The organism is Rhodococcus sp. G6(2025), from assembly GCF_058628105.1.
Map to the genome: position 1 here is coordinate 1,955,044 of NZ_CP179750.1, position 16,464 is coordinate 1,971,507.

At 68.1% G+C, this 16,464-nt stretch carries 4 protein-coding genes; 3 read left to right on the top strand and 1 reads right to left on the bottom strand.

The window, feature by feature from the left end:
- Positions 1-99 precede the first annotated feature (99 nt).
- Entirely contained in the window at positions 100-1,353 is a 1,254-nt protein-coding gene (locus ACLIVD_RS08930) for a S8 family serine peptidase (protein ID WP_491932310.1), read from the top strand.
- Positions 1,350-1,583 carry a hypothetical protein gene (locus tag ACLIVD_RS08935; protein ID WP_061042698.1) on the top strand — a complete coding sequence of 78 codons (234 nt, stop codon included), beginning with the start codon at positions 1,350-1,352 and terminating at the stop codon, positions 1,581-1,583. The genes ACLIVD_RS08930 and ACLIVD_RS08935 overlap by 4 nt, the downstream gene beginning before the upstream one ends.
- An 18-nt stretch (positions 1,584-1,601) precedes the next feature.
- Here the strand turns inward: ACLIVD_RS08935 and ACLIVD_RS08940 are convergent, their stop codons facing one another.
- Positions 1,602-3,494 (bottom strand): DUF4012 domain-containing protein, encoded by a 1,893-nt coding sequence (locus tag ACLIVD_RS08940; RefSeq protein ID WP_491932311.1) that lies wholly within the window; start codon positions 3,492-3,494, stop codon positions 1,602-1,604.
- 229 nt (positions 3,495-3,723) lie between these two features.
- Between ACLIVD_RS08940 and ACLIVD_RS08945 the strand changes: the two genes are divergently transcribed.
- The gene (locus ACLIVD_RS08945) at positions 3,724-16,401 is read left to right on the top strand and encodes a non-ribosomal peptide synthetase (RefSeq protein ID WP_491932312.1); all 12,678 of its coding nucleotides are present in this window, start codon (positions 3,724-3,726) and stop codon (positions 16,399-16,401) included.
- Positions 16,402-16,464 lie beyond the last annotated feature (63 nt).

Genomic DNA, 16,464 nt, shown 5'->3' on the forward strand with positions numbered 1-16,464 from the left:
ATTCGGGACCACGTGCCGGACCGTGGAGGACGTCCGACAAGCGCCACCCCGGCGCAGCACGTCACTCGAAACTCACACATCGCAGCCAAGGACTACATCGTGATATCACACGGAAATTCATACGGCGACAACGACGGCGACAACACACTCGCTGCCCCCTCCGAGCCTGAAGTCACAGGCAGCCACGTCGTCGTGTTCACCGAAGGCGGCAACCGAACGGACGCTGGGCAGACACTGCGCACCGTTGCAGGGCTGTCGAACGTCGCACGCAGCACCGAATTCGAATCCAGCGCGGTAGACCTGTCCGAGACTCAGGCATCCGACGCCGTCGTGTTCGACGAACTGGGGATTGCGGTGGTCACCGTCGATCCCGCCCAACTGGCGGCACTGCAGGCGGCCGCGGCCACCGACGGCCCCGTGCTCTCCGTCGAGCCCGAGCTGATGCACTATGCCCTCTCGATCGGCACCGATCCTCGCGTGCAGGCCGATGCGGCGAGCTTCAGCGACACCTCCGAGCTCACGTGGGGACTGCAGGCAACGAATGTCACCGCCTCGGCGTGCGGTGGGTTCGGTGTCAAAGTTGCCGTCCTCGACACCGGCCTCGACCTGACGCATCCGGATTTCGAAGACCGTGCCATCACGGCCCAGTCGTTCGTGCCGGGCGCCGGCCCGCAGGACGGGCACAGTCACGGCACGCACTGCGTCGGAACCGCGTGCGGCCCCAAGACCCCGAGCGGCACCCGCCGCTACGGAGTCGCCCACAAGGCGGACATCTACGTCGGCAAGGTGTTGTCCGATCAGGGACGCGGAGCCGACCGCAGCATTCTCGCCGGTATCGAATGGGCGATCGTGAACGGTTGCCAGGTGATCTCGATGTCCCTAGGGGCGAACGTCGAGGCGGTGTCCGTTGCGTACGAGACCGTGGGCAGCCGGGCACTGGCGTCGGGGTCGCTGATCGTCGCGGCGGCGGGCAACAACGCCAACCGTGCGGCAGGGAACATGGGGTTCGTCGGTCCACCGGCGAACAGTCCGTCGATCATGGCTGTCGCAGCGCTCGACTCGACGCTCGCACTGGGCAACTTCTCGGCCCGCAGCAACCCCGTCATCGGCGGGCAGATCGACGTGGCGGGGCCCGGGGTAGGCGTATTCTCGACCGTTCCCGTGCCCACGCGGTACGGCGCGAAGAGCGGGACGAGCATGGCCGCCCCACACGTCGCGGGCATCGCCGCGCTGTGGTGTGAGGCAACCGGACGCACCGGAACCGAACTGTGGGCCGTCCTCACCCAGAAGGCCCGGAGGCTCATGCTGCCGTCCCTCGACGTCGGATCGGGATTGATTCAGGCACCGGCATGATCGGGATCACCGTCACCGTCGACGCCGACCACCTCGACAACATCGAAGCGGTCGGCGCGGCGCTGCGACTCCGCGGAATGCGTGTCGATCAGGTGCACGACACCATCGGAATCATCTCCGGCGCAGTCGGAGAAGAGGAATGCGCCGTGCTCGAATCCGTGCCCGGTGTGCAGTCCGTCGAGACGGAGAACATCGTTCGGATACCGCCGCCCGACGCGGACCCGCAGTAGCGGCGGTATCCGAAACGATCAGCTACCGCAATTCGGCACGTCGACCGTGACGTTCGGCGAATCGACCAACGGCTGCACCGGAACCCGGGCCTCGCCAGGGGCGGTGGGCTCGGTGAGCTCGAACTTCACCTCGGTCGTCTTGCCGCGCGGAATCATCGCTCGGACGTTGAAGACGGGGTGACCGAGTTCGGTGCCGGTGAAGACGAACTGCTGAGCGCCGTTGACGGTCACCTTCCCGAGTGTCGCCCCTCGGGTGGCGAGCAACGACAGGTCGACGGCGTTCGTGCCCTTCGCGACATTGCCGACGTTCTCGAACAACCCCGCAACGTAGTCGGGGAACTCGTCGGCAGGTGTGTTGTTGGTCAGGCGCACGGTGACGGTCGACGATCGGGTGTCGTCGACACAAGTGTCGGCCGCGTACTCGATCTCACGCGACAGGTAGTAGTCGAGCTTGTTTCCGCCCTGGTTGTTCACCACGACCCCCGCATATGGCGCCGCATCGTCCGGAACGATATTGCCGACCTTGGTAGTCGAAAGCACCTGTTGGAGGACGGGGTCTGCGCTCCACACCGCGATGCGACCCTCGCCGGCGGCCTTGCCCAGCGCGTCGAGCAGGGCCTGCGGGGACGAGATCTTGCCGGTCATCTTGTCGACCACTCGTGCTGCGACAGTCTGCAAGTACTGCTTGCGGGCCTTGTTGTCATCGGCGAATCGCACGTACGCGGTCGATTCGGTGAGCTCCACAACGTTGTCCTTGGTGATCACCTCGCCGTCCGGCATCGTGACCGGGCCGATGGCACCGAGAACATAGCTGAGTGCGACAGGATCGGTCGCGACGACTCCGTCCACCTGTTCGCCGGACTCCTGCGCCCACAGCGACTTCCAGATCTGTGCGGCATACGGGAAGTGCGAGCTGAGGTTGCTGTTCCGGAAGTCGGTGGTGGGCCGGCTGGCGCCGTAGCGAGCCTCGAACTCGGGACCGAGATCGAGCGGTTGCTTGGCCAGTGACAACTCCGAGTTCGAGGCGAGCGTGTCAACCTTGGCGCCGCCGTCGTTGGCGCGAACGATGCCGAATCCACCCAACAGGCCGCCGGTTCCACGCGCCTCGGCGTTCGTCTGGAATCCGAGGAAATAGTTCCGCGGCCCGTCCCCACCGAGCATCGCCGGCACCACCTTCGCGGCGATCGCAGTGTTGCTCAGCAGATTCGACAGCTCGGCCGTCTGATCCTGCAACGCCGTGCGCGCCTCGTTCACCACGTCGAGGTAGGTGGCCTCGTCGATGGTTTGTGCCTGATCCGACAGTGATTGGGCGGCAACGGATGTCTGATCGAGGACGGGGACGGCACTGCGCAGCGACTGCACGTTGACGCGGCCACCGCTCTGGATCAGCTGATCCGGGGCAAGGGTGCTTCCGGCGTCCACGGCAGGAGTCAAGACGTCGTGTGTGAGCCCCCGCACGACCTCGGAGATCTGCTGAGAAGTTGCTAGCGGGCTACCGAGAACCGGGACGGCGGCGGTGATGCTCCACGGGATCGAGTGCGTGTTCTCGTAGGCCCGCGACGCGTACTTGTCGGCGTCGGCCGCTGACCGCTGGGCGTCCGCGGTGTTGCCGTCCAGCAGGGCGTCCTTGGCGAGCTGCGCGTGACTGCGGGCTTCCTCGAGGTTCGCCTGCGCTTCGCGGGCGGTGAAGCCCAACCACGCGCCGAAGGCGACGACGACCACCACGGCCACCGAGCCCCCGATGATCACGCGGCGCCGCAAGCGATGCGACCGCACCTGGGGTTGGTGTGTCCGGCGTTTACGGACACGTCGAACCGGGTCGCTGTCCGCCGCCCGAGCTCGGTCGTCCGAGCCGCGATTGTCCGGGCCTGACGTGCCGAAACCCGACGGGCCCGTGACGTTGTCGTCCATTGCTGCTCGGCTCCTGTCTGAGGGTGTGGAGAGATTATCGTGACGTATCGCTCACCGCCGCCCTTCGTGTGGAGGGCGGGCGATTTGCCCAGTATTGTCTAGCCCACGTAACGAACCACGAGGCGCCCACGATGTAAGTCCCGTCGAGGCGCTGCCTCATAACTTTCGAGGTACGGCTGAGTGGCGGGACAAATGTGTGTCAGGGCCGTGTGAGGGCGGGGTGGCGGAAGTGAGACCCTTTCCGCTTTCGCGTGCGCAACAAGCGCTGTGGTTCGCTCAGCAACTCGACCCCGACGTGCCCTTCAACATCGCCCAATTCGTCGAGGTACGCGGACGGCTCGACTACCACCTTCTCGTGTCTGCTACCGATCGCGGTTGTCGCGAGTTGGAGTCCGCTGTGGTCCGCCTCGTCGATGTGGCCGGTGAGCCCCATCAGGTGGTCGATCAGAGCATCGAGGATGCCCTCGTCTATCGGGATCTGCGGGATCACGCGGATCCGGTCGCCGAGGCGCACCGCTGGATGACGGACGAATACAGTCGGCCACTCGACCTGATGGCCGACCGGTTGATCTCCGCCACCCTGCTGCACCTCGGCCACGACCACTACTACTGGTTCTCCCGCACCCACCACCTGGTGATGGACGCATACGGCGCCATGGTGCTGATGAACCGTGTAGCGGAGCTCTACACCCATCTCGTCAGCGGCACCGAGGCGCCGCAGTCCAAGGCCATGAGCATGCGCGCGCTGCACGACGCGGAGAATGAGTACCGGACCACCGACCGGTACCTCCGCGATCGCGAATACTGGGCGGAGCGGACCGCTGAACTGCCCGAACCTGTCCGGTTGACGGATCGGCACGCGCGACCGACGTCGCCGCCTCGGGTGTCCAGCCGTGTCATGGATGCTGCCGTCGCGAGCCGGATCGAGGCACTGGCGCGCGCGTGGAACTCCTCCGAGGTTCCCGTGATCGTGGCCGCGTTCGCCGCATATCTGGGACGAATGACCGCCGCCACCGACGTAGTACTGAGCCTTCCGGTTTCGGCTCGAACCACTGCGTCCGCGCGCCGTTCGACCGGAATGATGGCGAACATCGTGCCCCTCCGGGTTCATCTCGATCCGGGCGAGAGCGTGGAGGAACTGGTTCGGAAGGTTCAACTCGAACTCACCGGGGCGTTGCGTCGTCAGCGGTACCGCCACGAGGACATGTGGGAAGGCCGCGTCCAACCGTCGCGCCACGGGTTCGGCCCGACCGTCAACATCATGAATTTCCACCGCGAGATCGTGCTCGGCGAACTCGTGGGCGAGTTCAACGTACTGACGACGGGGGTTGCCGACGACCTGTCGCTCAACCTGTACCCGTCGGTGGACGGTCGCACCGTGCGCGTCGACTTCGAAGCCAACCCCGGCCGCTACGAAGAAGAGGAACTCGAGCGGCTGTTGTCGCGGTTCGTCGACTTTCTGAGCGCCTTCGCAGCGGTCGAAGGCGATGCCCCGGTGGGCGCAGTCGACGTGCTCACTGCGGACGAGTGGGCCGAAGCGACGGCCGGCAACCCCGGGGTGGAGCCCGACGCCGCGTCACTGCACGAGTTGTTCCTGAGGCAGGTGGCCGGCCGCCCGGACGCGGTGGCAGTCACGTTCGGAGACGAGACGCTGACGTACGCCGAACTGGACGAACGCTCAGCGGCGGTCGCGACGTCGTTGAGCGCGGCGGGCGTCGTCGCCGGCGACATCGTGGCCGTCGCGTTGGCGCAGTCGCCGGATCTGATAGCCGCGACCATTGGAGTGGTGCGCGCCGGAGCCGTCTACCTGCCCGTCGACCCGCAGTACCCGGCGGAGCGCATCCAGTACCTGCTGGACGACGCGAGGCCGGTGGCGGTGATCGCCGATGCGGCTGCGCCCCCCGTGAGTACTTCTTACCCACTGGCGGTTAATAAGTACTCACGGGCACGAAGTGCATATGTGATCTACACGTCCGGGTCGACCGGCCGGCCGAAGGGTGTGCTGGTGACGCACGCCAATGTGCTGTCGTTGCTGGCGAATACGCGGAACGAGTTCGGGTTCGGTCCGGACGACGTGTGGACGATGTTCCACTCACCTGCCTTCGACTTCTCCGTCTGGGAGATGTGGGGCGCCCTCACCACCGGTGGCCGACTGGTTCTCGTCGACCACTTCATGGCCCGTTCACCCCGTGAGTTCCAGGACTTGCTGGTCCGTGAGGGCGTCACCGTCCTCAACCAGACGCCGTCCGCGTTCGGTCAGCTGGCAGAGGTCGACGACGACGCGGATCTGGCCGTGCGATTGCTGATCTTCGGCGGCGAAGCACTCGACCCGACACCCGTGTGGCCGTGGCTCGAACGGCATCCCGCAGTGCGTGCCATCAACATGTACGGCATCACGGAAACGACCGTGCACGTCACCCTCTCCGAGCTCGACCCCTCGAAGCCCGATGCATCAGCGACCATCGGCCGCGCGCTACCGGGTGTGCTGACCTACGTGCTCGATTCCGCGCTGCGCCCGGTGCCGCCGGGCGGCGTGGGGGAGCTGTATGTGGCGGGGGCCCAGGTCTCCTCCGGATATCTGCACCGTCCCAGGCTGACCGCGGAACGGTTCGTCGCGAACCCAATCGTCGACGGCACCGTGATGTACCGATCCGGTGATCTGGTTCGGTACCGCGGCGGCGGCCGCCTGGACTATGTGGGACGCGCCGACGCCCAGGTCGAGTTGCGCGGATACCGGATCGAACCCGGCGAGATCGAGGCCGCACTACTCCGGCATCCCGACGTCGAACGGGCAGTGGTGCTCCTCCGCGACACGGCTGTCGGAAAGCAGCTCGTCGGATACGTGGTGGCCGACGCCGATCAGCCCAGCCTGACCCAGCACCTGCGGACGGTCCTGCCCGACCACATGGTGCCCGGCGCTCTGGTGCATGTGCCGGCAATTCCGTTGACGGTCAACGGAAAGGTCGACCGCAACGCCCTCCCCGATCCCGGCATCCTGCTCGAGGACGCGCAGGGCACCCACACTCCCATCGAAGACGTGGTGGCCGACGTGTTCGCCGAAGTGCTCGGCGGCGCCGAGCTGGGGACGCGGCACAACTTCTTCGACCTCGGCGGCAACTCGCTGCTCGCCACCCGAGTCTCCGCGCGGGTGAGCGCCGTCTTCGACATCGACGTGACGGTGAAGGACGTGTTCGAAGCGCCCACCGTCGCCGAATTGGCTTCCCGGATCGAGGAGCGATCCGGCGGCGAGCGTCGACGTCCCCCGCTCCGGCCCACGTCGAGCGACGGTCGCATTCCGCTGTCGCCGGCGCAGCAACGGATGTGGTTCGTCAACCAATTCGACACCGGGGCATCGGGATACAACCTTCCGCTCGTCGTACGTCTCGACGGGGATCTCGATGTGCACGCCCTGGCGTCCGCAGCCCGCGACCTGATCGAACGGCACCACACCCTGCGCACCGTGTACCCCTCCGATGCCGACGGCGTGCACCAGGTCGTGCTCGACGCGGGCGACGTCCCGCTGGACCTGACCCCGATCGCGCTGCCCGAGGACGCAGTCGACGCACACCTTCGGGCGTTCGTCGACAGCGGATTCGACGTGTCCGTCGACGCACCCATCCGGTCGCGGCTGTACCGCGTCGGGCCCGAATCGCACGTGCTCGCGCTCGTGGTGCATCACATCGCCGCCGACGCGTGGTCGCTGACCCCGCTGATCCGCGACACGATGACGGCGTACCAGGCGCGGCTCGACGGCGGCAGCCCCGAGTGGCTTCCACTGCCGGTGCAGTACAGCGACTACAGCGTGTGGCAACGGGCCGTCCTCGACGAAGCGTCTGCCGACGCCCTGCAGCAGTACTGGCTCGACACCCTTGCGGACCTGCCCGAGCAGGTCACCCTACCCGCCGACCACCCGCGCCCCGCCGCGGCGTCCGGTCACGCCGGCACGGTCGGCGTCGAACTCGACGAACAGCTGCACGACGCGCTGAACACGCTGGCCCGCAACGGACGGGCCACCACGTTCATGGTGCTGCACGCCGCGCTTGCCGCCGTCCTCTCGCGATACAGCGGCAGCCGTGACGTACCGATCGGCACCGCTGTCGCCGGCCGCACCGATCCGCAACTCGACGACATGGTCGGGATGTTCGCCGGCACCCTGGTGCTGCGCACCGCGGTGGACCCGTCGGCCACCTTCGCGGAGCTGCTCGCCCACGTCCACGAACGGGACATCGCCGCCTACACGCACGCCGACATGCCCTTCGAGGCTCTGGTCGAGCTGCTGAACCCGGCGCGGTCGACGTCCCACCACCCGCTGTTCCAGGTCGCGCTGTCGATGCAGCGAAGCCGAATCGGTCAGGTCACGCTGCCCGGGCTGACGGTGACACCCGTCGGTGACGTGGCGGACAGGGCGAATTTCGATCTGCAACTGACCGTCACCGAATCCGGGCCCGGCGGGCGTATGCACCTCGACTTCGGTTACGACGCAGACCTGTACGACCACGCGTCGGTCGAGCAATTCGCCTCGCGGCTGGTGCGGTTCCTCGAAGCCGTCAGCGCGGACGCTCAGCTGCCGGTGGGGGATATCGACCTGTTCGACGCCGCGGAACGCGCCGCACTGGTGCCCGCTGTCGGCCCCGGTGCTCCGGAGCCGTCGACCCTGCGGTCCATCCTGACCCGTGGCGTCACCCTCGCGCCGGACGCTGTCGCGGTATCCGGTGGGGGCGTCGAACTCACCTACCGCGAGCTGGACGCTCGCTCCGACGCCGTCGCACGCGAACTCACCGAGAATGGTGCAGGACCCGGAAGTCTGGTTCCGTGGGCCGAGTCGAGGTCGGTGGACTCGGTAGTGCGACTCTGGGCCATCGCGAAGACCGGCGCGGCACCAGTGCTTTTCGACCCCGTGCGCACCCCGTACACCGCACGTGAGTGGCAAAGTGTGTCGGACCACGCCTTGCCGCTCACGTGCGAGGCGGCGTACGTCGTGTACACCTCGGGAACGACGGGCACACCCAAGGGCGTCGTGGTCACGCACGGCGGTCTGGCCGCACTCGACGCCGACCTGCGCGAGCGGTACGCGGCCGGACCCGGCTCCCGGATGCTGCACCGAGGCGCGGCCGGATTCGACATGACGCTGCTCGAGGTCCTGGTCGCCGGGGCGTCGGGAGCCACGCTGGTGATCGCGTCGGAGGCCGAATACGCCGGTCCGCCCCTCGCCGACCTGATGGAACGCGACCGCATCACGCACGCGTGCATGACGCCGACGATCCTCGCCACCCTCGGCGAACGGAAGTTTCCCGACCTGCAGATGCTGATGGTGGGCGGTGAGCGGCTCGGCAGCGAGTTGGCGAACCGCTGGGCGGACGGCCGTCGCCTGTACAACGCGTACGGCCCCGCCGAGACCACCATGTACACGCTCAGCACCAGACCGCTGGTGGTGGGGGAGCCGGTCACGATCGGCACACCCGTGCACGGTGTGTCCGCGGTGGTATTCGACGACCGGCTGCGTCCGGTGCCTCCCGGCGTGTCCGGGGAGCTGTATCTGGCGGGCAGCGGGCTGGCCCGCGGGTATGCGGACCAGCCGGGGTTGACGGCGGAGCGGTTCGTCGCGGCCGAAGACGGTGCACGGCTGTATCGCACCGGTGACCTGGTGCGCTGGCGGAAGACCGCCGCAGGATACGAGCTCGAGTACCTGGGCCGCAACGACTCCCAGATCAAGATGCGAGGAGTGCGCATCGAGCCGGCGGAGATCGACAGCGTGATAGCCCGGCTCGCCGACGTCGTCTTCGCCGGCACCGTCGTGCGCACCACCGACGCCGGCACCGAGATGCTGGTGTCCTACGTGCTGCCGAACGCCCACATCGACACCCACGATCTGCGACGTCGCCTCGCCGAATCCTTGCCGGCATACCTGGTGCCGACCGCCGTGGTGGTGCTCGACGCCGCGCCGCCCACCGTGAACGGCAAACTCGACCTGCGGTCGCTGCCGATGCCGGAACTCGCGGTCGCCGAGAACGAACCGCCGAACACCGACACCGAACGCGCGGTGGCACGAGTGTTTGCGGACGTCCTCGGCAGCGAGAACATCGGCCGTGGGACGCACTTTTTCGACGCGGGAGGCAACTCCCTCCTGGCCACGCAGCTCACGGCGCGGCTCACCGACTCCGTGGGTCACGTGGTGCCGCTGCGAACACTGTTCACGCACCCCACCGTTGCCGAACTGGCCGAAGCGCTCGACGACGCGGTTCCCGAAACGGACCTGCGCCCCGCCCTTGTCGCACGCCCCCGCCCGGACCGCATTCCGTTGTCCCGCAGCCAGTACCGCATGTGGGTGCTGAACCGCGCCGATTCCGAGTCGCCGACATACAATCTGCCCGCCACCGTGCGGATGGACGGCGCGCTCGACGTCGACGCACTGACCGCGGCATTCGAGGACGTGATCCGGCGGCACGAGACGCTGCGGACGCGGTACCCCGTGGACGGGCATCCCTACCAGGAGATCCTCGACCCCGTCGCGCTCGACCTGAATCCGGTCGACGTGGACGATCCCGCCGAATTCATGCGGCAGTTCGCATCCCGCGGATTCGACCTGACCCGGGACCGGCCCATCCGCGTTGCACTGTTGCGCCTGCACCCGCGGTGTCACGTGCTGGCCGTGAACAGCCATCACATCGCCGCCGACGGATGGTCGCTGACCCCGCTCGTCTCCGATGTGCTGAGCGCCTACGCCGCGCACTGTTCCGGGATTGCCCCGCAGGGTGATCCGCTGCCGCTGCAGTACGCCGACTACGCCGTGTGGGAGCGGGAGTTGCTGGACGGCGATTACGGGCAGCGCAGGGTCGAGCACTGGCGTCGAGCGCTGGACGGTGTCGACAGCGCGGCGCCACTTCCGTCGGATCGACCGACGAGCACGTCGCAGCGCGCCGGTGTCGTCGACTTCGAGGTGTCGGCGGGCGTGCAGCAGGCCGTGCACCACCTGGCCGCACAGCACCACGCGACACCGTTCATGGTTCTGCACGCGGCGCTGTCCGTGGTGCTGTCGAGGCACGGTGCCCGGCCCGACGTCGTCGTCGCCACGGCCGTTGCCGGGCGCGGGGAACGAGTGCTCGATTCCCTGGTGGGCATGTTCGTGAACACCCTCGCGCTGCGGGCCCAGGTCCAACCCGACATGCCGTTCACCGGGCTCCTCGCCCAGGTTCGGGACTTCGACGTCGACGCATTCGAGCACGCCGATGTGCCGTTCGAGGTGGTGGCGGGGCTGCTCGGCGGCCGGACCCCGCAGGTGGCGCTGGCATTGCAGAACCTGCAGATCCCGACTATCGAGGCCGCGGGCATGACGGTGACGGCCGAGGAATACGACACCGGAACAGCGAAGTTCGACCTCCACCTGACGCTCACCGAGACATCCGATGACGGTGCCCCCGCGGGGATTCGCGGTGCCGCGGTGTACTCGGCCGACCAATTCGACCGTGCGACCGTGCAGGCCGTGGTGACCAACCTCGGACGGGTACTCGGGGCGATCTGCGCCGATCCCGGCGTGGCGGTCGGCGACCTCGCGATGCCCGGAGCCGAGCCCCTCGTCGGTACGCAACCTGCAGGTGAGCGCACCCTGGCCGAGATCCTGACGGCCACCGCCGCCACGTACCCCGACAATGCTGCACTCACCGACGGCGACGTCACGTTGACCTACCGCGAGCTGGACGAGCATTCCGATGCACGGGCGCGCGAGCTCGCAGCACTCGGCGTCGCACCGGGCGTCGTCGTTCCGATCGACCTGCCGCGGTCGTCGGACTTCGTGGTCGAACTCTGGGCGATCGCCAAGACCGGTGCGGCGTTCAGCCCCGTGAGCGGTTTCGGTGGCCAGGGCTACCAGAAGTGCGCACGGGACGTGGCGTACGTGATCCACACCTCGGGCTCCACGGGCACACCCAAGGCTGTCGCGGTCACGCACCGCGGGCTGGGGCCGCTCACGGCCGAGGTGGTGCGGCGGTACCGGGTGGGCCCCGACGACCGTGTACTGCACGGCTACAACCCGGCGTTCGACGCCGCGCTGCTGGAAATGCTGCTCGCCTTCGGGTCGGGGGCCTGCCTGGTGGTGGTGCCCGCCGATGTCTTCGCGGGTGCCGAGTTGCATCGGCTCCTCGTCGATCAGCGTGTCACGCACTACCTTTCCACGCCGTCCGTCCTCGCCACGCTCGACCCGCGCGGGCTCGAGTCGGTGCGCGTCGTGGGTGTCGGAGGCGAGACTCTGAGCTCCGAATTGGCCGCGACGTGGAGTGCCGGGCGGCTTCTGCTCAACGCCTACGGTCCGACCGAGTCGACGGTGGTCGCGACGCTGACCGAGATCGACCCAGGTTCCGCGCACGGTGCGGTGACGATCGGCGCGCCGATCCCCGGAACCACCGCGTTCGTGCTCGACACCAGGTTGCGCCCCGTCCCCGTCGGCGGTGTCGGTGAGCTCTACCTCGCCGGACCCGGACTCGCCCAGGGCTACCTCGGTGCACCCGACCGGACGGCGGAGCGGTTCGTCGCGGCGGCGGACGGCACCCGCATGTACCGGACCGGTGACGTGGTGCACCGACGGGCCGACGGCACCCTCTCGTTCATCGGGCGGGTCGACCGCCAGGTCAAGCTGCGCGGCATGCGCATCGAACCGGCGCAGGTGGAGGCGGCGTTGCTGGAACTGCACGGCGTCGAGCAGGCCGCCGTGTCGGTGCAGCGACACGACCTCGTCGCCTTCGTCGCCGGAACGCACATCGACTCCCGCGCTCTGCGACAGCAGCTGACTGCACACCTGCCCTCGTACCTGGTGCCGCCTCGGATCGTCACGATGGACACGTTGCCTCTCACCGCCAACGGCAAGCTCGACGTCGCAGCGCTGGAGGCCTGGGACGACGACGGGATCGCGACACCCCCTCGCACCGCGGTCGAGGAGATGGTGGCCGGCGTGTTCGCGGACGTTCTCGGCTCCACTCGGATCGGTGCCGGGCACAACTTCTTCGAAGCGGGCGGCGATTCGCTGTCGGCGACCGCGGTGACGGCCCGGCTGTCTGCGACGTTCGGCGTCGACGTCCCGGTGCGCGTGTTGTTCGAGAACCCGAGCCCTTCGTCGCTCGCTCGGTGGTTGGGAGCCCCCTCGTCGGGAGCGCCGCGGCCGGTGCTCGCTCCACGCCCGAGCGGGGCGCGGGTGCCGCTGGCTCCCGCGCAGCAACGCATGTGGCTGCTCAGTCGGGTGACCCCCGATACCGCCCTGCACAACATGGTTTTCGTCACCCGGGTCGGGAGTGACGTCGACGTCGACGCGCTCCGACTGGCAATGCGGGACGTGCTGCAACGGCATTCGGCGTTGCGCACCGTCTTCCCCGCCGACGCCGAAGGTCCGTACCAGCAGGTGATGCCCATCGAGTCCCTGTCCGAGGATCTCACCGCGGAAGCGGACTTCTCCGTGGACACGTGGAGTGCTCGGCCGTTCGACCTCACCACCGAGGCCCCTGTGCGGGTGAAACTGTGGCGCACCGGCAGCGGCGACTACGCCCTCGCTGTCGTAATTCACCACATCGCGTTGGACGGCGGTTCGATGGGACCGCTGCTCGCCGATCTCGATACCGCCTACCGGTGCCGCGCCGACGGTACGGCCCCGCACTGGATGCCACTGGCCGTGGACTACGCCGACTACGCCATCTGGATGCGCCAACTGCTCGGGGCGGCCTCCGATCCCGACAGCCTGGCTCGCGCCCAGCTCGAGCACTGGTCGCAGGTGCTGTCCGGGGTGGGGGCACCGCTCGCGCTGCCGACCGATCGTCCCCGGCCGGAACTCCCCAGCCGCACCGGGGCGAGTGTGGAGTGGACGTTCGAGGATGACCTGCGGGATCGTGTCGTCGCAGTGGCACGCAGCCGCGGAACGACCGTGTTCATGGTGCTCCACGCAGCCCTCGCGGTCCTTCTGGCGCGCATGAGCGGACAGTCGGACGTGGTGGTGGGCACCGCGGTCGGCGGCCGTCCGGACCCGGCGCTCGACGCCGTGGTGGGCATGTTCGTCGGCACAGTGGCACTGCGCACCGCGGTCGCACCGGCGCAATCGTTCGAGGAGTTTCTCGCGGACGTCCGCACCGTCGACCTCGACGCACTCGCGCACGCCGACGTCCCGTTCGACGACGTCGTGGCGCACCTCGCCCCGCAACGGTCCGCGGCGTACAACCCGCTGTTCCAGGTGATGCTGACGTATCAGCGCGCAGTGGACTTCCCGCAGCTGTTCCTCGGCACGGACGAGCACCATCCCGACGTGGAGGCGACGGAGTTCGACCTCGTGTGGGATGTGACCGACGCCGCCGAGGCGATGACGGTGCGACTCGACTACGCCACCGACCTATTCGACCGGCGGACGGCGCTGACACTCCTGCGCCGGTTCGGTGCGGTCCTCGAGGCCGCCCTGACCGACCCTGCGGCAGCTGTCGGTGACCTCGAAATCCTCGACGACGCCGAACACGCGCAACTCGAGCAGGGGCCCCGGCGCGTGGCCACACCGCGGACGCTCGGCGACATCCTCGAAACCCGCGTTCGCGCAACCCCGTCCGCCGTCGCACTGACTGACGGTGAGACGCAGTGGACCTACCGCGAACTCGACGAGGTGTCGGACCGCTGGGCTCGCGCGCTGGCGGCACGCAATATCGGGCCGGAGGACGTCGTCGCGGTGGCGACCCCCCGCGGCTGGCACTGGATGGTGGCGGTGTGGTCGGTGACCAAGGCCGGTGCGGCGTGGATGTCGCTGGATTCGACTCATCCTGCGGAGCGGCTCGACTGGATGCTGAAGGACTCGGGCGCCGTGCTCGGGTTGACGGTCGACGGCATCGGAGATCTGCCTCGATCCGTCGACTGGCTGCGGCTCGACGAGCAGCCCTCGGGTGACGCGGATCCGACGACGCCCGACGTGGACAACCCCGCGTACGTGATCTACACGTCGGGGTCGACGGGCCGGCCCAAGGGGGTCGTCGTTCCCCACCGCGGACTCACGACCCTGCTCGCCACCCCTGCGTTCGATTCGGTCGCGCAGGATGGCAAGGCTGTGCGGGTTCTGCAGCTGACCTCCCCGACTTTCGATGTTTCGGTGTTCGAGATGCTGTGGGCGGCGTCGTCAGGCGGTGCGCTCGTGGTAGCACCCGCATTCACCTATGCGGGCGACGAGTTGGCTGATTTCCTGTTGTCGCAGAAGATCACTCACGTCACCGCCACACCGACCGTGCTGGCCTCACTCGACCCGGAGAGCCTCCCGCCGTCCACCGTCGTCGTCGGGGGAGAAGCACTGCCGGCCGAACTTGCCGATCGCTGGGCGCGGCGGCACCGACTGTTCAACGCCTACGGCCCCACCGAGTTCACCATCGACGCGTCCGTTTCGGGCCCCCTCGAACCCGGACGTCCGATCACGATCGGGAGCCCCCTGGACGGTAACGCCGTGTTCGTCCTCGATTCGCGCCTTCATCCCGTGCCCGACGGGGTGACGGGCGAACTGTATCTGGCCGGTAGCGGCATCGCGCGTGGATATGTGGGTCGAAGTGACCTCACAGCAGGACAATTCGTCGCGCATCCCTACGGGAAACCAGGGGAGCGGCTGTACCGCACCGGCGACATCGTGCGGCGTAACCCGAACGGTGAGCTGGAGTACCTGGGTCGCAGCGACTCGCAGGTGAAGATTCGCGGAATCCGGGTAGAACCCACCGAGGTCGATGCCGTGTTGCTCAGGCATCCCGGCGTTGAATTCGCGACAACGATTGCGGTGCCGAACTCCACGGACACCGTTCTGGCGTCCTACGTCGGGGGCGCCGAGGATCTGACGCCCAGGTCGGTCATCGACTTCGCGCGCGGCCGGCTACCCCGGCACCTGGTGCCGTCCTCGGTGACCGTCCTGGACGCGATGCCGCTGCTGCCGTCCGGCAAACTCGACCGAGCCGCACTTCCGGCGCCGACGGCCGTCCCGGCCGAATCAGTTTTGCCCGCCGGCGAACTCGAAGAGGCGGTTGCGGCGGTCTTCGCGGAGGTGCTGGGCGTCGCCGACGTCCCCGCCGACGAAGCCTTCTTCACCCTGGGCGGGACGTCGATGGGCGCCGCCTCGGTGGCGACCGAACTGCGCCGCCGGCTGGAACGCGACGTGCCCATCGAGTGGATCTTCACCGACCCCACAGTGCAGCGACTGGCCGCGCGGATCGAAGACGGAGCACGGCTCGAGAGTTTCTTCGACACCCTCGTGGAATTCCGTTCCACCGGCGCGGGAGCGCCCCTGTTCTGTGTGCACCCGCTCAGCGGATTGGCCTGGTGCTTCAGCGGTCTCGCGGATCACGTCGGCGACCGTCCGCTGTTCGGACTGCAGGCGACCGGAAAGCCCAACCTCCCCGAGACGCTGCCGGAGCTGGCCGCGCGGTACGTCGACGCGATCCGCGTCGTCCAACCGGAGGGCCCCTACCATCTGCTGGGCTGGTCGCTCGGCGGCACCATCGCCCACGAAATGGCCGTCCAGCTCCGCGAAGCCGGCCACGAGGTGGCATCGCCGGCACTCCTCGACACGCTTCTGCCGCAGCATCAGCCACCCGAACCGGAAACCCTGAGTGAGGACGAGTTGATCGCGCAGTTCGGCGCGTACGTGAGCGTCGAGCGACTGTGCGAGATCCGCGCCGTGATCGAGCGACTCGAGATGATCGCGTCGACCCACAGCCCCCGCGTGTTCGACGGCGACATCGACCTGTTCGTGGCGGCCCGGGACCTGAACCGGCATCCGGATGTCGTGGACGCCTGGCGTGAGTACACCGACGGCGTCGTCACCGTGCACCACATCGAGACCACCCACTCCGAGATGGCAGACCCAGGACCGCTCGCCGAGATCGGCCGACTGCTTCGGAGATCGGGGGACCACGGCGGACCGTGATGCACGTGACGCCGACAGTGGACCTCATCACTACGATGTAGCGATTCAGTCGGGTCAAGACGA